At 62.3% G+C, this 13385-nt stretch carries 12 protein-coding genes; 3 read left to right on the top strand and 9 right to left on the bottom strand.

The window, feature by feature from the left end; translation table 11 throughout:
• Positions 1-30: 30 nt before the first annotated feature.
• From HX855_RS03455 to HX855_RS03415, 9 genes are all read right to left on the bottom strand, one after another.
• A complete protein-coding gene (locus tag HX855_RS03455; RefSeq protein ID WP_177084946.1) occupies positions 31-864 on the bottom strand; it encodes an oxidoreductase in 834 nt (277 codons plus the stop codon).
• A 280-nt stretch (positions 865-1144) separates the two neighbouring features.
• On the bottom strand, positions 1145-2392 hold the full coding sequence (locus tag HX855_RS03450; protein ID WP_177084944.1) for an OprD family porin: 1248 nt from the start codon (positions 2390-2392) through the stop codon (positions 1145-1147).
• Positions 2393-2431: 39 nt separating this feature from the next.
• The gene (locus HX855_RS03445; RefSeq protein WP_177084942.1) at positions 2432-3766 is read right to left on the bottom strand and encodes an MFS transporter; all 1335 of its coding nucleotides are present in this window, start codon (positions 3764-3766) and stop codon (positions 2432-2434) included.
• Between the two features lie 55 nt (positions 3767-3821).
• Complete coding sequence (locus tag HX855_RS03440) at positions 3822-4583, bottom strand: 1,6-dihydroxycyclohexa-2,4-diene-1-carboxylate dehydrogenase (RefSeq protein ID WP_177084940.1); 762 nt, start codon at positions 4581-4583, stop codon at positions 3822-3824.
• 11 nt (positions 4584-4594) lie between these two features.
• On the bottom strand, positions 4595-5617 hold the full coding sequence (gene benC, locus HX855_RS03435; protein ID WP_177084938.1) for a benzoate 1,2-dioxygenase electron transfer component BenC: 1023 nt from the start codon (positions 5615-5617) through the stop codon (positions 4595-4597).
• 10 nt (positions 5618-5627) lie between these two features.
• Positions 5628-6116, bottom strand: a complete 489-nt coding sequence (gene benB, locus HX855_RS03430; protein ID WP_177084936.1) for a benzoate 1,2-dioxygenase small subunit — start codon at positions 6114-6116, stop codon at positions 5628-5630.
• The gene (locus tag HX855_RS03425; RefSeq protein WP_177084934.1) at positions 6113-7489 is read right to left on the bottom strand and encodes a Rieske 2Fe-2S domain-containing protein; all 1377 of its coding nucleotides are present in this window, start codon (positions 7487-7489) and stop codon (positions 6113-6115) included. Before HX855_RS03425 ends, benB begins: the two co-directional genes overlap by 4 nt.
• An 85-nt stretch (positions 7490-7574) precedes the next feature.
• Positions 7575-8534: an AraC family transcriptional regulator gene (locus HX855_RS03420; RefSeq protein ID WP_177084932.1), complete on the bottom strand. Its 960-nt coding sequence runs from the start codon at positions 8532-8534 to the stop codon at positions 7575-7577.
• Between the two features lie 117 nt (positions 8535-8651).
• Positions 8652-10052, bottom strand: coding sequence for an MFS transporter (locus HX855_RS03415; RefSeq protein ID WP_177084930.1), 1401 nt, complete (start codon positions 10050-10052; stop codon positions 8652-8654).
• A gap of 276 nt (positions 10053-10328) precedes the next feature.
• Here HX855_RS03415 and HX855_RS03410 point away from each other — a divergent pair, with 276 nt between their 5' ends.
• Genes HX855_RS03410 through HX855_RS03400 form a run of 3 tightly spaced genes read left to right on the top strand, consistent with a single transcriptional unit; the run spans position 10329 to position 13382 of the window.
• Positions 10329-11174: an ABC transporter substrate-binding protein gene (locus tag HX855_RS03410; RefSeq protein ID WP_177084928.1), complete on the top strand. Its 846-nt coding sequence runs from the start codon at positions 10329-10331 to the stop codon at positions 11172-11174.
• A 16-nt stretch (positions 11175-11190) separates the two neighbouring features.
• Positions 11191-12699 (top strand): amino acid ABC transporter permease/ATP-binding protein, encoded by a 1509-nt coding sequence (locus HX855_RS03405; RefSeq protein WP_177084926.1) that lies wholly within the window; start codon positions 11191-11193, stop codon positions 12697-12699.
• Between the two features lie 17 nt (positions 12700-12716).
• The gene (locus tag HX855_RS03400) at positions 12717-13382 is read left to right on the top strand and encodes a GntR family transcriptional regulator (protein ID WP_177084925.1); all 666 of its coding nucleotides are present in this window, start codon (positions 12717-12719) and stop codon (positions 13380-13382) included.
• Positions 13383-13385 lie beyond the last annotated feature (3 nt).

Below are 13385 nucleotides of genomic sequence, written 5' to 3'. Positions count from 1 at the left end.
GGTGTCAACGGTGTCCTGGGGACCCGGACATCAACCATCCGTAGACCGCGTCAGTGCCTCCCACTGATCGATATCCCGCAGGGACTGCGCGAGTTTTTCCCGCACATAGCCCAGCGCATCACTGCCCAGCAGCAGATGCGCCGGTGGGTTGTCGCTGGCAATCAACGTCAACATCGCTTGTGCGGCTTTTTGCGGGTCACCCAATTGGTGGCCGCTTTTCTCTTCCCGCGCCTGGCGCACCGGATCAAAGCTGGCATCGTAGTCGGCAATACTGCGGGGCGTACGCTGCATCGAGCGGCCGGCCCAATCGGTGCGAAACGAGCCCGGTGCCACGGCCGTGACAAAGATGTTGAACGGTTTGAGTTCTTTGCTCAGGGTGTCGGAGATGCCTTCCAGCGCAAACTTGCTACCGCAGTAGTAGGCGATACCCGGCATGGTAATGGTGCCGCCCATGGACGTGATGTTGAGGATGTGCCCGCTGCGGCGCTGACGGAAGTACGGCACGAAGGCCTTGGTCACCGCCACGGCGCCGAACACGTTGACGTCGAACTGACGACGCATGTCGTCCAGCGGTGACTCTTCGAAAATGCCTTCATGACCGTAGCCCGCATTGTTCACCAGCACGTCCACCGGGCCGAAGCGGGTTTCCACCTCGGCGATGACGCTGTCGATCCGCTCAAAGTCGGTGACATCCAGAATTACCCCGTGGGCGCGCTCCGCAGACAATGCTTCAAACGCTTCCAGGGCCGCGGCGTTGCGCACGGTACCGATGACGCGGTGGCCGGCAGCCAACGCCTCTGCCGCCAGGGCCTTGCCGAAGCCGCTGCTGATACCGGTGATAAACAGGGTTTTGTGAAGACTCATGGGAAATGCCTCTTGGTTGACGTGTACCCATGGTAGTCAGGTAATCACCGTCGACCTATGCCGGTAAATCTGGGAGGTTTGCCTATTCCTATCAGCCTTGAGAGGCGTTGATGCCTCTTGGCCAAAACGGTTGCGGCTATCGGCGCGTGCGTTTCCTCAGTACGTGGAGGTGGCCGGCGTTTGGGGCGTGCGCTCGTTTATCAGTATGTTTCGCAAGACACTGGGCTCGTCTATCCGCAATACCGCCACGCGTTAGCCGAGCCCCGTGCCAGGCGGGCGTCTAAAGCAGTTTCCAGGTGTAACTGAGGATCAGCCGGTTCTCGTCAATATCGCTGCGGTAGTTCGAGCGGGCCATGACGTTGCGCACCCGAATGCCCAGGCCGCTCAGGGTGCCGCTTTGCACCACATAGCCGATATCCAGGTCCCGCTCGCGGTCCTTGCCTTCATAGCCGGCGCCGGTGGTCACGTTGTCACCGGTGATATAGCGCACGGTGGTGGTCAGCCCCGGTAGACCCAGCGCGGCGAAGTCGTAGTCGTACCGTGCTTGCCAGGAGCGTTCGTCGGTGTAGGCGAACTCGTAGGTGGGCACCTCGTTGCCCAGGGGCGAGATATTGGCGAAGACCCGTGGAAAAGCGCTGTCGCCGTACATGGCCTGGTAACCGACATAGAACGTGTGCCCGCCACGCCTGGCCGACAGCAGGGAGAAAAACGCCTGGTTGTCGATCTTGCCGAGCAACGTGTCGCCGTCTTCCCGAGCGTCGTAGTAACCGAGGTTGGCGCCGAGCACCCAGTTGCCTATCGGCTGGCTGTGCTTGAGGCCGACAAACTCCTGGCGGTAGATGTCTTTGAGTTGGCCATGCCAGTAGCTGACGGTGGTGCGATTAGTGTTGAAGGCGTAGTCGCCACCGACGTAGTTGAAGGCATCACTTTCGGCGCCGCGCTGCGGCACGTGGCCGAGCATGGCGATCATCTTCTCGTCGCCCGCCTCGTTGCGCAGGCTGGTGGTGGTCAAATGGCCGGCCTGCAGCGTAAGGCCGGCGATTTCACCGGAGCTGACACTCACGCCCTGATAGCTCGGCGGCAGCAGGCGGATATCGCTGAACGCCAGCACCGGCAGGTTGGGTTGCAGCTCACCGACCTTCAGTTCAGTCCTGGAAAACTTGGCCTTGAACGTCAGCCCCAAACGGCTGTAATCGTCCGGGGCACTGCCATCGCCCTTGACCGGAAGCAAACCGGTATTGGTCCGGTCGGGGCTGCTGTCGAGCTTGAGGCCCAGGGTGCCCAGTGCATCCAAACCAAAACCGACGGGCCCCGGGGTGTAGCCGGATTTGTAAGTCAGGATAAAACCCTGGCCCCACTCCTCGGCCTTCGACTGTTTGTTGGCCCCAACGATGTCGGAGAAGTCGCGGCTAAAGTAGTAATTGCGGGCCTGCAAGCTGGCGGTGGAGCCTTCGATAAAACCGCCTTCAGCCGCCGTCGCCGCAAGGGGCATGCCCAACAGGGACAGCCAGATACGTGGTGTGTTCATGTCGTTGCTCTTAGTTATTGTTATCGACAGATCTGTAAATCACTGCGCCTGTGCGGCTATCCCCGCAGGCTGGCCTCGACGCTCATTCAGGGCATACCCGGTCATCGCCAGCACGGCGATCGCCCCGGGAATGGCAAAGGCCATGAAGTTCAGGTGCAGGGGCAGTTCAATCCCCATCAATGCGCCGCCCAGCAGCGGCCCGACGATGGCGCCGGTGCGGCCGATGCCGGACGCCCAGCCCAGGCCCGTGGCTCGAATGCTCAAGCCATAGAGTTGTGCGGCACCGGCGTACAGCAGGATCTGCGTGCCGATGGTGGTGGCGCCGGCAAAAAAGATCAGCAGGTACAGCACCGGCATGGGGCTCTTGATGCCCAGCAGGCTGATGGACACCAGCGCGGCGATAAAAAAGCCGATCACCACCTTCACCAGGTTAAGCCGGTCACACAGCCAACCGCCCACAAGCGCCCCGGCGATGCCGCCAAAGTTCAGGGCCAGCAGGAACGACAGGCTCGATCCCAGGCTGTAACCGGCACCCGCCATCAGTTTGGGCAGCCACGAACTCAGGGCGTAGACCATCAACAGGCAGCAGAAAAACGCGACCCAGATCGCCGCCGTCCTCAAGGCCAGGCCATGGCGAAACAGCTCCACCACCGAGGCGCCCTTGCCTTTGCCGGCGCTGATGTGCAGCTCATCGTCCGGGTCGATCCGGGTATCCGGCGACAGCCGCTTGAGCAGCGCCCGCGCCTGTTCCTGGCGGCCCTGGCGGATCAGGAACCCGATGGACTCGGGCAGCCAATACACAATCAACGGCATCAGCAGCAGCGGGATCGCCGCCGCAAAGAACATCGACGACCAGCCAAAACGCGGCAGCATGAAAATCCCCACACCGGCCGAGAGCATGCCGCCCAGGGAGTAACCACCAAACATCACCGCCATCAGGATGCTGCGCCGTTTCTTCGGCGCGTATTCCGTAATCAGCGCGGCCGCATTCGGCATCAGGCCGCCACAGCCGAGCCCGGCGATAAACCGGCAAATACCAAACTCAGTGGGGTTGCTGGCAAAGCCATTGATCACCGTGGCGACGCTGAATAACGCAAAACAGATGGCGATGCCTTTGCGGCGGCCGAACTTGTCGGCCAGGCTGCCGAAAATCAGCGCCCCGAACATCATGCCAAACAGCGCATAGCTGCCCAGCGCGCCGGCCTGCAAGGGCGTCAGCCCCCACTCCTTCATGATCGACGGCAAGACCACGCCGTAGATAAACAAGTCATAGCCGTCAAAGATCAACAGCAAGGCACACAGGCTGACCACCAGCCAGTGGAAACGGTTGAAACGGGCGTTATCGATAATCGAATTGACGTCGTGGGTACGCATGGCAGTGCTCTCATTATTGTTGTTGTGAGTCAGTGTCTGCAGGTACAGCGGTGGATCAGCCGAGGTCGCCACCTCCTACCGGCAAGGTCACGCCGGTGATGTAAGAGGCGTCATCGGAGGCAAGAAACAGAATGGCGCCGGCTTGCTCGTCGATGCTGCCGTAGCGTTTCATCGGGCTGCTGTCCAGGGTCTGGTCGACGATCTGTTGGTACCAGACGCGCTCCTGGTCGCTCTGTGGCTGGCTGTTGCGCGGAATGCGCCGGGGTGGCGCTTCGGTGCCGCCCGGTGCGGTGGCATTCACGCGGATGCCGCTGCCGGCAGTCTCCAGGGCCAGGCAGGCGGTCAGGGCGTTCACGCCACCCTTGGCCGCGCCATAGGGCACGCGATTCACCCCGCGCGTGGCCACGGACGAGACATTGACGATGGCACCACTGCCCTGCTCCAGCATGTACGGCAACACGCAATGGCAGCACCACAGGGTCGGGAACAGCGAGCGGCGCACTTCAGCCTCGATTTCAGGCTCGGCGTAGTGCTCGAACGGCTTGGCCCAGATGGTGCCGCCCACGTTGTTGACCAGAATGTCGATGCGCCCGAAACGCGCCTTGGCGGCGGCCATCACCCGCGCGCACTCGGCATGCTGCTCAAGGTCGGCGGTAAGGACCAGCGCCCGCGCATGCTGCAATTCATGCACAAGTTCCGAACGGTCGACCGCCACCAGCCAGGCGCCCTCTTCCAGCAGACGCTCGGCAACCCGGCGACCGATGCCCTGGGCGGCGCCGGTGACCAGCGCGACCTTGGTGTTGAAACGTGGATTCATGGGAGGGCTCCTCAGGCGGCGTCGCCGGTGACGATGGCGTTGGGGGTGAACTTCTCGTAGTGGAAGCTCGCGGGGGTGACGCCCTGCTGCTTGAAGTGCTGGCGTACGGCGTCGACCATCGGCGGCGGCCCGCACAGGTACACGTCCACGTCGCCGTCATTCAGCACGTCGGCGGCCATGTGCTGGGTGACATAACCCTGCTGCGGGTGCGCGGTCTGCGGGTCGGCCACGCAGGTGACGAAGCTGAAATTAGCCAAGCGTTTGGCGAAGGCATCCAGCACCTCGACCATCACCAGGTCCTGGTCCCGGGTCACGCCGTAGATCAGCGTGACCGGCCGGGCTTCCCCACGTTCGGCCAGCACTTCCAGCATCGACAGGAACGGCGCCAGCCCGGTGCCGCCCGCCAGCAACAGCAACGGGCGGGCCACTTCACGCAGGTAAAAACTGCCCAGTGGCCCGGTCATCGGCACCCCATCCCCCGGCTGTGCGCGCTCCAGCCAGCCACTCATCAGCCCGCCCGGCACATGCTTGATCAAAAAGCTGGCGTGCTTGTCGCCGGGCTTGCTGCTGAAGGAATACGAGCGGGTCTGCCCGCTGTCGGGCACGCCGATATTCACGTACTGGCCCGGCAGAAAGACCGGTGCCTGGTCCAGTTCGAATCTGACTTCCAGCGCCGCATCGGCGTGCCGGGTAATGCTCGCAACGGTCGCGGCAAACTGCGCGGTGCCGGTTTTGCAGGCACCCGACGGTACCGGCACGGCAATCACGCAGTCGGACTGCGGCACCATCTGGCAGGTCAATACCTGGCGTTCACTGGCTTCGTCCTCGCTCAGGGCGTCGTCGATGTAGTCGTCACCCAGGTCATAGGCACCGGTTTCACAGCGGCATTTGCAGGTGCCGCAGACACCGTCCGAGCAGTCCATGGGCAGGTTGATGCGTTGGCGAAAGGCCGCATCGAGGACCTTTTCACCCACCTTGCAATCGATGAAACGGGTCACGCCGTCCTCGAAGTTCAGGGCGATGGAATACGTCATGGGCGTGTCCTCAGATGTGATAGATATCGATGACCTGGTGGATGTAATCGTTTTTCAGCACCACCTTCTTGCGTGTGATCAGCGGTTGGTCGCCGCGAATGTCCAGGCGGTAGAACGAGGTGCCGAAATACATGTCCGTGGTCTTGTAGCGATGGCTGAGGGTTTGCCAGTTGAAACGCAGTTCCACGTGCTGGCCGTCATCGGCCAGCACTTCGAGGTTGGTGATCAGGTGCGCGGTGCGGGGCTCCGGGGTGCTGGCGCTGGAGCGTTCGGTCTTGATCCGGAACACGCGGTCTTCCAGGCCGTCGCGGCTGGGGTAATAGATCAGCGAGATTTCGCTCTGGGGGTCTTCGGTCAGGGTGTCGTGGTCGTCCCACGCCGGCATCCAGTACTCGACCTGGGGTGAGTAGCAGTCGAGCCACTCGTCCCACTGGCGGTCATCCAGCAGGCGGGCTTCGCGGTACAGAAAGTCCAGCAGGCGGTCACGGGACAGGCTCATGACAGCACCGCCTTGTCCGTGGCGATCACGCCTTGTCGCTCGCGCTCGATCGCGCGTTGCAGGCTTTGCGCCCAATGGGCGTGCTGGCGGACAAACAGGCCTTCATCTTCGGTTTTTACGCCACTGAGCTGCGGGTTCATGCCCATGGCCCGGGCGTTTTCGTCAGGGCCTTCGACCCACTGCTTGGCGCCGCGACTGAGGTCATTCCACAGAGTGGTCGCGCCCTGGTAGCCGGTCTGGCAGGCGCGGAATTCCTCCAGGTCGTCTGGGGTACCCATGCCGCTGACGTTGAAGAAGTCTTCGTACTGGCGAATGCGCGTGGTGCGCTCCTCGGCACTTTCGCCCTTGGGCGCCATGCAGTAGATGGTGACTTCGGTCTTGTCCACGGCAATCGGCCGCACCACGCGGATCTGCGTGGAGAACTGGTCCATCAGGTACACATTCGGGTAGAGGCACAGGTTGCGGGTTTGATCGACGATAAAGTCGGCACGCGCCTGGCCCAGGCGCTCGGCCAACGCCTCGCGGTGGGCATGCACCGGGCGCACTTCGGGGTTGAGCAGGCGCGTCCACAGCAGGATATGGCCATGGTCATAGGCGTACACGCCGCCCAGGCTTTTCGACCAGCCATTGGCGTCCACGGTGCGCGTGCCTTCGGCTTCGTAGTTGCGCCGGCCCATGGTCGCCGAGTAGTTCCAGTGCACGGAGCTGACGTGATAACCGTCGGCGCCGTTCTCGATCTGCAGCTTCCAGTTGCCGTCATACACATACGATGAACTGCCCCGCAGCACTTCCAGGCCCTGGGGTGCCTGGTCGACCATCTGGTCGATGATCACCCGGGTTTCACCCAGGTAATCGCTGAGTTCCGGCACTGCTTCGCTGAGGCTGCCGAACAGAAAGCCGCGGTAGTTTTCGAAGCGGCCAAGGCGCTTGAGGTCGTGGGAGCCGTCACAGTCAAAACTGTCGGGATAGGCGCCGGTCTTGGCGTCTTTCACTTTGAGCAGCTTGCCGGCGTTGCTGAAGGTCCAGCCGTGGAACGGGCAGGTAAACGAGCCTTTGTTGCCTTGTTTGCGGCGGCAGAGCATGGCACCGCGGTGGGCACAGGCGTTGACCAGGCCGTGGAGCGTGCCCTGTTTGTCGCGGGTGATGACCACGGGCTGGCGGCCGATCCAGGTGGTGAAGTAGTCGTTGATCTCAAGCACCTGGCTTTCATGAGCCAGGTAGACCCAACCCCCTTCAAAGATGTGCTTCATCTCCAGGGCAAACAGGTCGGGGTCGGTAAAGATGTCGCGGCGGCAGCGGAACACCCCGGTGGCGGGGTCTTCCTGGACGGAGTCACGCAGTTGCGAGGCGAGTCGGTCGAATGTGCTGATCATGGGGCAGGCCCTCCGTTGTTCTTGTATCAGGCCACCCCACCTTATGTGCTTGCTCTAGGCCTCAATATCCGCTGACTGCAATTCGCTATCCGCCTGGCGCAAGCCGGCGCTTCCACGTCTGGGAAGGCAGCTCGCCGAAGCGTTTGCGATAGGCCTCGGAGAAACGCCCCAGGTGCACGAAGCCATGGTCCAGTGCCACCTCGGTGACGCTGCGGGCCGTGGCCAGTTGCAACATGGCGTGCACCCGCTCCAGCTTGCGCTGGCGCAGGTAGTCCCGGGGCGACAGGCCGACCTGGCGTTCAAACAGGCTATACAGCGACCGCTCGCTGACCCTGGCGACGGCCATCAATTGTTCGACGCTGATGTCGTCGGTCAGGTGCTCCTCGATAAACTGGCGCACCGCTTCAAAGCCGCCGCCTTGCTGGGGCCGGGGGATCACCCGCAGGACGTTACTGGCCAACAGCGCCAGCAGCTTATTGGCCACGATGCGCTCATACAGGCCCTGTACTTCCGGCTCGGCGGCGTTTTCAGCCTCGTGGCAGATCAGCCCCAGCAATGGCAGGAACCCGCCCATCTCGGTGAGCGCGTGGCGCGAAGCCGCAAAACGGATGCCCGGCTGCGGCAACGTCCAGTGCTGCTCGAGGCAGGCGTTTTCCAGGAGGCGCACGGGCACTTTGATGATGAATTTTTCGCAATCGGCGGAATAGGTCAGGTCTACCGGGTCATCCGGGTTGATCAGCAGTACTTCCCCGGGGCCCAGGACCTGCTCTTCGCCACGGGCGTTCGAACGGCAGTGGCCGTGCAGCAGAATCTGCAGGTGGTAGATGGTTTCCAGGGCCGGTGACGTTACCCGCACCGGCGCGCCGTAGCTGATACGGCACAGGTCCAGGCTGGAAAAGGTCCGGTGGCTGATGCTCGCCTGGGGGCGGCCCTTGGGCGGCAGGCGGATACAGTGGCTGCCGACGTGCTGGTTCACGTAGTCAGAGACTGCGTAGGCATCTGCACGGTCGAAAATCTGGCTGCGCTCACTCAATAGCACGGTCATGGTTGCGCCTTTTATTGTTATGGGCCCTGCGGCTGTACGTCTTGGCAGGTTGCTGCGCAGGATGCATGCCGTCCAATATTCAATAGGTGTTGTTTCATACCCCGAAGGTATGGTGGCTCACTTGCGTTGCAGCACCGACTCACCGGCCCGGGGCGGCAACCGCAGGTTATCCAGCAGCGCCACGCCCGCGATCACCGCCACCCACAAAAATGTCAGCTGGAAATCAGCGGTCGCGGCCTGCCCGGTGTTGCCGTGTAAATTCATGGCAAAACGTAACAACAGCGCCCCGATCGCCACCCCCATGGCCATGCTCAACTGGAAAAACATGCTGAACAAGGTTGAGGCGTCGCTCATCTGCGCCTTGGGTATATCGGCAAACCCCAGGGTATTGAACAAGGTGAACTGCATGGAGCGTGACAGGCCGCCCACGAACAGAATGAACAGGATCAGTGCCCAGCTCATGCGCGGGTCCAGCAACGCACAGGCCGCAATCGCCAACACGCCAAGAATGCCGTTGATCATCAGCACCGGGCGAAAGCCCCAGCGCTGCATCACCGACGTGGTGAACGGTTTCATCGCCAGGTTGCCGGCAAATACCGCCAGCACCAGCAACCCCGCATCGAAGGCAGAAAGGCCAAAGGCCAGTTGAAACATCAGCGGCAACAGGAACGGCAAGGTGCTGATGGCCACCCGGAAAATCGACCCGCCACACAGGCACACACTGAAGGTGCGCACGCTCACCACGGCCAGCGCCAGCAGGGGTTGCGCCTGCCGACGCATATGCCGCCAGGCAAAGCCCCCCAGCATCAGCCCGGCACCACTCAGCAACAGGCCCTGCACCAAACTGCCACGGCTTTGCCCAAGCAGTTCGACACCGTACAGCAGCGCCGCACTGGCGACGCCCACCAGCAGGAAGCCCCTGAAATCGAACGCCCTGGTGTCGACCTCGTCATGTTTGGGGATCAACACCCACGTGGCGATCAGGGTCAGCAGGCCCAGCGGCAGGTTGAGGTAGAAAATCCACGGCCAGGACGCATGGGTGACAATAAAGCCACCCACCGGCGGCCCGAGTATCGGCGCCACCAACCCGGGCCAGGTGATAAATGAAATCGCCCGCACCAGGTCTTTTTTCTCGGTGGTGCGCAGCACCGCCAGGCGCCCCACCGGCACCATCATCGCCCCGCTGATGCCCTGCAACACCCGGGCGGCGACGAAGGTCTGCAGGCTGTCACTCCATCCGCACAGCAACGACGACAGGCTGAACAGCACGATCGCCGAACCAAAGACCAGGCGTGAGCCAAAGCGGTCGGCCAGCCAGCCGCTGATGGGAATGAACACCGCGACGGCGAGCATGTAGGCGCTCATGCCGATGTTCACGTCCACCGCCCCTACCCCAAACGTGCGGGCGATGTCCGGCAACGCGGTAGCAATCACCGTGGCATCCAGGTTCTCCATGAAAAACGTGACGGCGACCAACAAGGCAATCAAGGTTGAGCGGCGTTGGGACATCGACGTCATTGCGGTTCACTCTCGGTTTTGAACCGGCACTTTATCAATAAGTACGTTCTGTATGCCCCGCAATATTCCTGCTCCACAACCTGCTCCACAACGTAGCACTCGGTAACGAATCGCCCCGATTTGGTGTGCGCGCCGACAAAAAAGCACCCTCACCCCCGTCAAAACCCATCAAAAACCCCTAAAAACCAATAGTTGGCACGATAAAGGCTTACTGACTAATACATGATTGTTGAACAATCCAAATCACCCCTGCATCCAGCAACCGAGGCAACGAACATGCAAAAAGGTCTGACGGGCAAGAACACCATGCGCACCCTGGGGCTAGCGATCACCCTGGCGTGTGTGGCACCGCTACTGTCGGCGGCCGAGATCAAGGGCACCCTCAAACCGGGCGAGCTGTCGATCGGCTCCGACCTCACCTACCCGCCTTACACCTACCTTGAACAAAAGACCCCGGCGGGTTTCGACCCTGAGTTCATGCAGTTGATGGGCAAGCAGCTGGGGCTGACACCGCGCTTTCTCGACACCCGTTTCGCCAACCTGATCCTCGGCGTCAATGCCCAGCGTTTCGACGTGGTGGCCTCGGCGCTGTATGTCACGCCCGAACGTGCCAAGCAGGTGGAGTTCCTCAGCTACCTGAAAACCGGTTCTTCGCTGATGGTGCTCAGCGCCGGCGACTTCAAACCCCAGCGCCCGGAAGACCTGTGCGGCAAGCGCGTCGGGTCGATCAAGGGCGCCTCCTGGGTGCCGAAGCTGAATAAGGTCTCCGCTGAATACTGCATCCCTGCCGGCAAGCCGGCGATCGAGTCCCGCGAGTTTCCAACGTCACCGGAAGCGGCCCAGGCCCTGCTGGCCCAGGCGGTGGACGTGCAGATGGAAGACGCGGCGGTGGCCAAGATCACCGTGGAAAAACTGCAAGGCAAAACCGTGATCAGCTCCAAAGAGCTGATCTACCCGGTGGTGGTCGGCCTGGCCGTGCGCAAGGAAAACCCGGCGTTGCTCCAGGAACTGACCGGCGCCCTGAACCAGATCAAGCAGGATGGCAGCTACGGCAAGTTGCTCGCGCGCTACAACCTGGCCGAGCCGAACGCCGCTGAAATCAGTGCGGCACTGGGTAACTGAAACACGGAGCACCGGTATGCAATTCGATTGGCACTACACCCTGGGCTTGTTATGGAACGGTGACTTCTGGCGCGCCGTCGGCACCGTGGTCGAACTGAGCCTGGAAACCTGGCTGCTGGGCATTGTGCTGGGGTTTTTCCTGGCCCTCGCCCGGCAGTCGGAACGCCGCTGGCTGCGGGACTGCGCCGGGGCCTACATCTGGTTCTTCCGCAGCCTGCCGTTGCTGGTCCTGTTGATCTTCGTCTACAACCTGCCCCAAGTGTTTCCGTCCACCAGCGTGGTGTTGTCCAACCCTTACTCGGCGGGCCTGATCGCCCTGGTGCTGAGTGAAGCGGCCTACATCGCCGAGATCCATCGCGGTGGCCTGCTGGCGGTGGTCAAGGGCCAGCGGGAAGCCGGCAAGGCCCTGGGCGTGGGTTATCGCGGCGTGCAACGGTTGATTGTGGTGCCCCAGGCGCTGCGGGTGGCGCTGCCGACCCTGGCCAACGAGTACATCACCATCGTCAAGCTCACCTCGCTGGTGTCGGTGATTTCGCTCTCGGAAATCCTGCTGGTGGGCCAACAGCTCTACACCCAGAACTTCCTGGTGATGGAGACCATGCTGGCGGTGGCCTTCTACTACGTGTTTATCGTGACGGTGTTCAGCTGGCTGCTGCGCGTGCTGGAAAACCACCTGGACGTGACCCGGCGCAAACCCAAGGTCATCGCCCCCGCCCAACTCGACCAGGTGGCGACGGCACGTGCCTGCGGCCAGGCCGAGCCCGGCGAGTTCGCCTTGCAGGCCCGGGCCGTGCGCAAGGCCTATGGCGAGTTGGAAGTGCTCAAGGGCGTCGAGCTGAATGTGCGCTGGGGCGAGGTGGTGTCGATCATCGGCCCGTCAGGCTCGGGCAAGACCACGCTGATTCGCACCATGAACGGCCTCGAAAGCCTGGACCGCGGCGAAATCACCCTGCAAGGCCAGCCGTTCCTGCGCGGCACCCAGGAACCCCAAGGCGCGCTGGGGCACAAGGTGCATATGCGTGGCATCGTGCAGGTGGGCATGGTGTTCCAGGGGTTCAACCTGTTCCCCCACAAGACGGCGCTTGAGAACGTGATGCTGGCGCCCGTCTACCATGCCCATGGGGGCGGTGAAGAATTGCGCCTGTTGAGCCTGGCCCTGCTGCGCAAGGTGGGCATGCTGGAGCACGCGGGCAAATACCCGCACCAGTTGTCCGGCGGCCAGCAGCAGCGCGTGGCGATTGCCCGGGCGCTGGCGATGCGGCCTTCGGTGATGCTGTTTGATGAACCCACCTCGGCCCTCGACCCGGAACTGGTGGGCGACGTGCTGGCGGTGATCGAGGAACTGGCCCGCGAAGGCATGACCATGGTCATCGTCACCCATGAAATGAACTTCGCGTTCAAGCTCTCCGATCGCGTGGTGTTCATGGAAGGCGGCGAGATTATCCAGGACGCCGCCCCCCGTGACATGCTCGAACAACGCAGCGAGCGCATGACCAAGTTCCTCAAAGACGTCCAACTGGCGTGAGCCCAAGGAGCCCCACTGTGAGCCAAGCCAAGGAACCCAGCCTGTCGCTGGCCGACCAGGTTGCCATCGAACTGCGCGAAGACATCATCGGCGGTCGCCTGCTGCCCGGTATGCCGCTGGTGGAAAGCGAGCTGGTCAACGCCTACAACGCCTCGCGCAACACCGTGCGCGAAGCCTTGCACCACCTGGGCCGTGAAGGCCTGACCAGTTACGTGCGCAATAAAGGTGTGATCGTGCGCCGCCTGGGGGTGGATGAAGTGCGCGACATCTTCAAGGTGCGGCGCACCCTGGAGTTGCAGGCCATCGCGGCCAGCAAGCCGCTGCGCGAGTACCAGTCCGACCTGATGCTCGAGTCCATCGAAGCCGCGCAACTGGCCCAGGACCGTGAGAACTGGCAGGCCTTCGGTACCCACAGCCTGCGTTTTCACCAACACATCGTCGGGCTGATGCGCAGCCCGTTGCTGGACGAGTTTTTTACCCATATCGCAGCCCAGATGCGCCTGGTGTTTTCCAACGCACCCAGCGAGGAAACCTTCCAGAAACCCTGGCTGGAGCGCGACCGGCAGATCCACGACTTGTTGGCTGACGGCCACAAGGACGCGGCCGGCGAAGCCTTGGCCAGCTACCTCAACGACTCCGAATCCCTGCTGCTGGACATCATCAGCAGCCTCCCAAAAGCCTGAAGC

Source organism: Pseudomonas sp. IPO3778 (genome assembly GCF_013386825.1).
Taxonomy (GTDB): Bacteria; Pseudomonadota; Gammaproteobacteria; order Pseudomonadales; family Pseudomonadaceae; genus Aquipseudomonas.
Note: the sequence above shows the minus strand (reverse complement) of the source record. Positions and strands in the feature narration are given on the sequence as shown.

What these genes read in the sequence shown, in the direction of transcription:
- HX855_RS03455 (WP_177084946.1), bottom strand. Translation starts at nt 864, where the DNA reads ATGAGTCTTCACAAAACCCTGTTTATCACCGGTATCAGCAGCGGCTTC.
- HX855_RS03450 (WP_177084944.1), bottom strand. Translation starts at nt 2,392, where the DNA reads ATGAACACACCACGTATCTGGCTGTCCCTGTTGGGCATGCCCCTTGCG.
- HX855_RS03445 (WP_177084942.1), bottom strand. Translation starts at nt 3,766, where the DNA reads ATGCGTACCCACGACGTCAATTCGATTATCGATAACGCCCGTTTCAAC.
- HX855_RS03440 (WP_177084940.1), bottom strand. Translation starts at nt 4,583, where the DNA reads ATGAATCCACGTTTCAACACCAAGGTCGCGCTGGTCACCGGCGCCGCC.
- benC (WP_177084938.1), bottom strand. Translation starts at nt 5,617, where the DNA reads ATGACGTATTCCATCGCCCTGAACTTCGAGGACGGCGTGACCCGTTTC.
- benB (WP_177084936.1), bottom strand. Translation starts at nt 6,116, where the DNA reads ATGAGCCTGTCCCGTGACCGCCTGCTGGACTTTCTGTACCGCGAAGCC.
- HX855_RS03425 (WP_177084934.1), bottom strand. Translation starts at nt 7,489, where the DNA reads ATGATCAGCACATTCGACCGACTCGCCTCGCAACTGCGTGACTCCGTC.
- HX855_RS03420 (WP_177084932.1), bottom strand. Translation starts at nt 8,534, where the DNA reads ATGACCGTGCTATTGAGTGAGCGCAGCCAGATTTTCGACCGTGCAGAT.
- HX855_RS03415 (WP_177084930.1), bottom strand. Translation starts at nt 10,052, where the DNA reads ATGACGTCGATGTCCCAACGCCGCTCAACCTTGATTGCCTTGTTGGTC.
- HX855_RS03410 (WP_177084928.1), top strand. Translation starts at nt 10,329, where the DNA reads ATGCAAAAAGGTCTGACGGGCAAGAACACCATGCGCACCCTGGGGCTA.
- HX855_RS03405 (WP_177084926.1), top strand. Translation starts at nt 11,191, where the DNA reads ATGCAATTCGATTGGCACTACACCCTGGGCTTGTTATGGAACGGTGAC.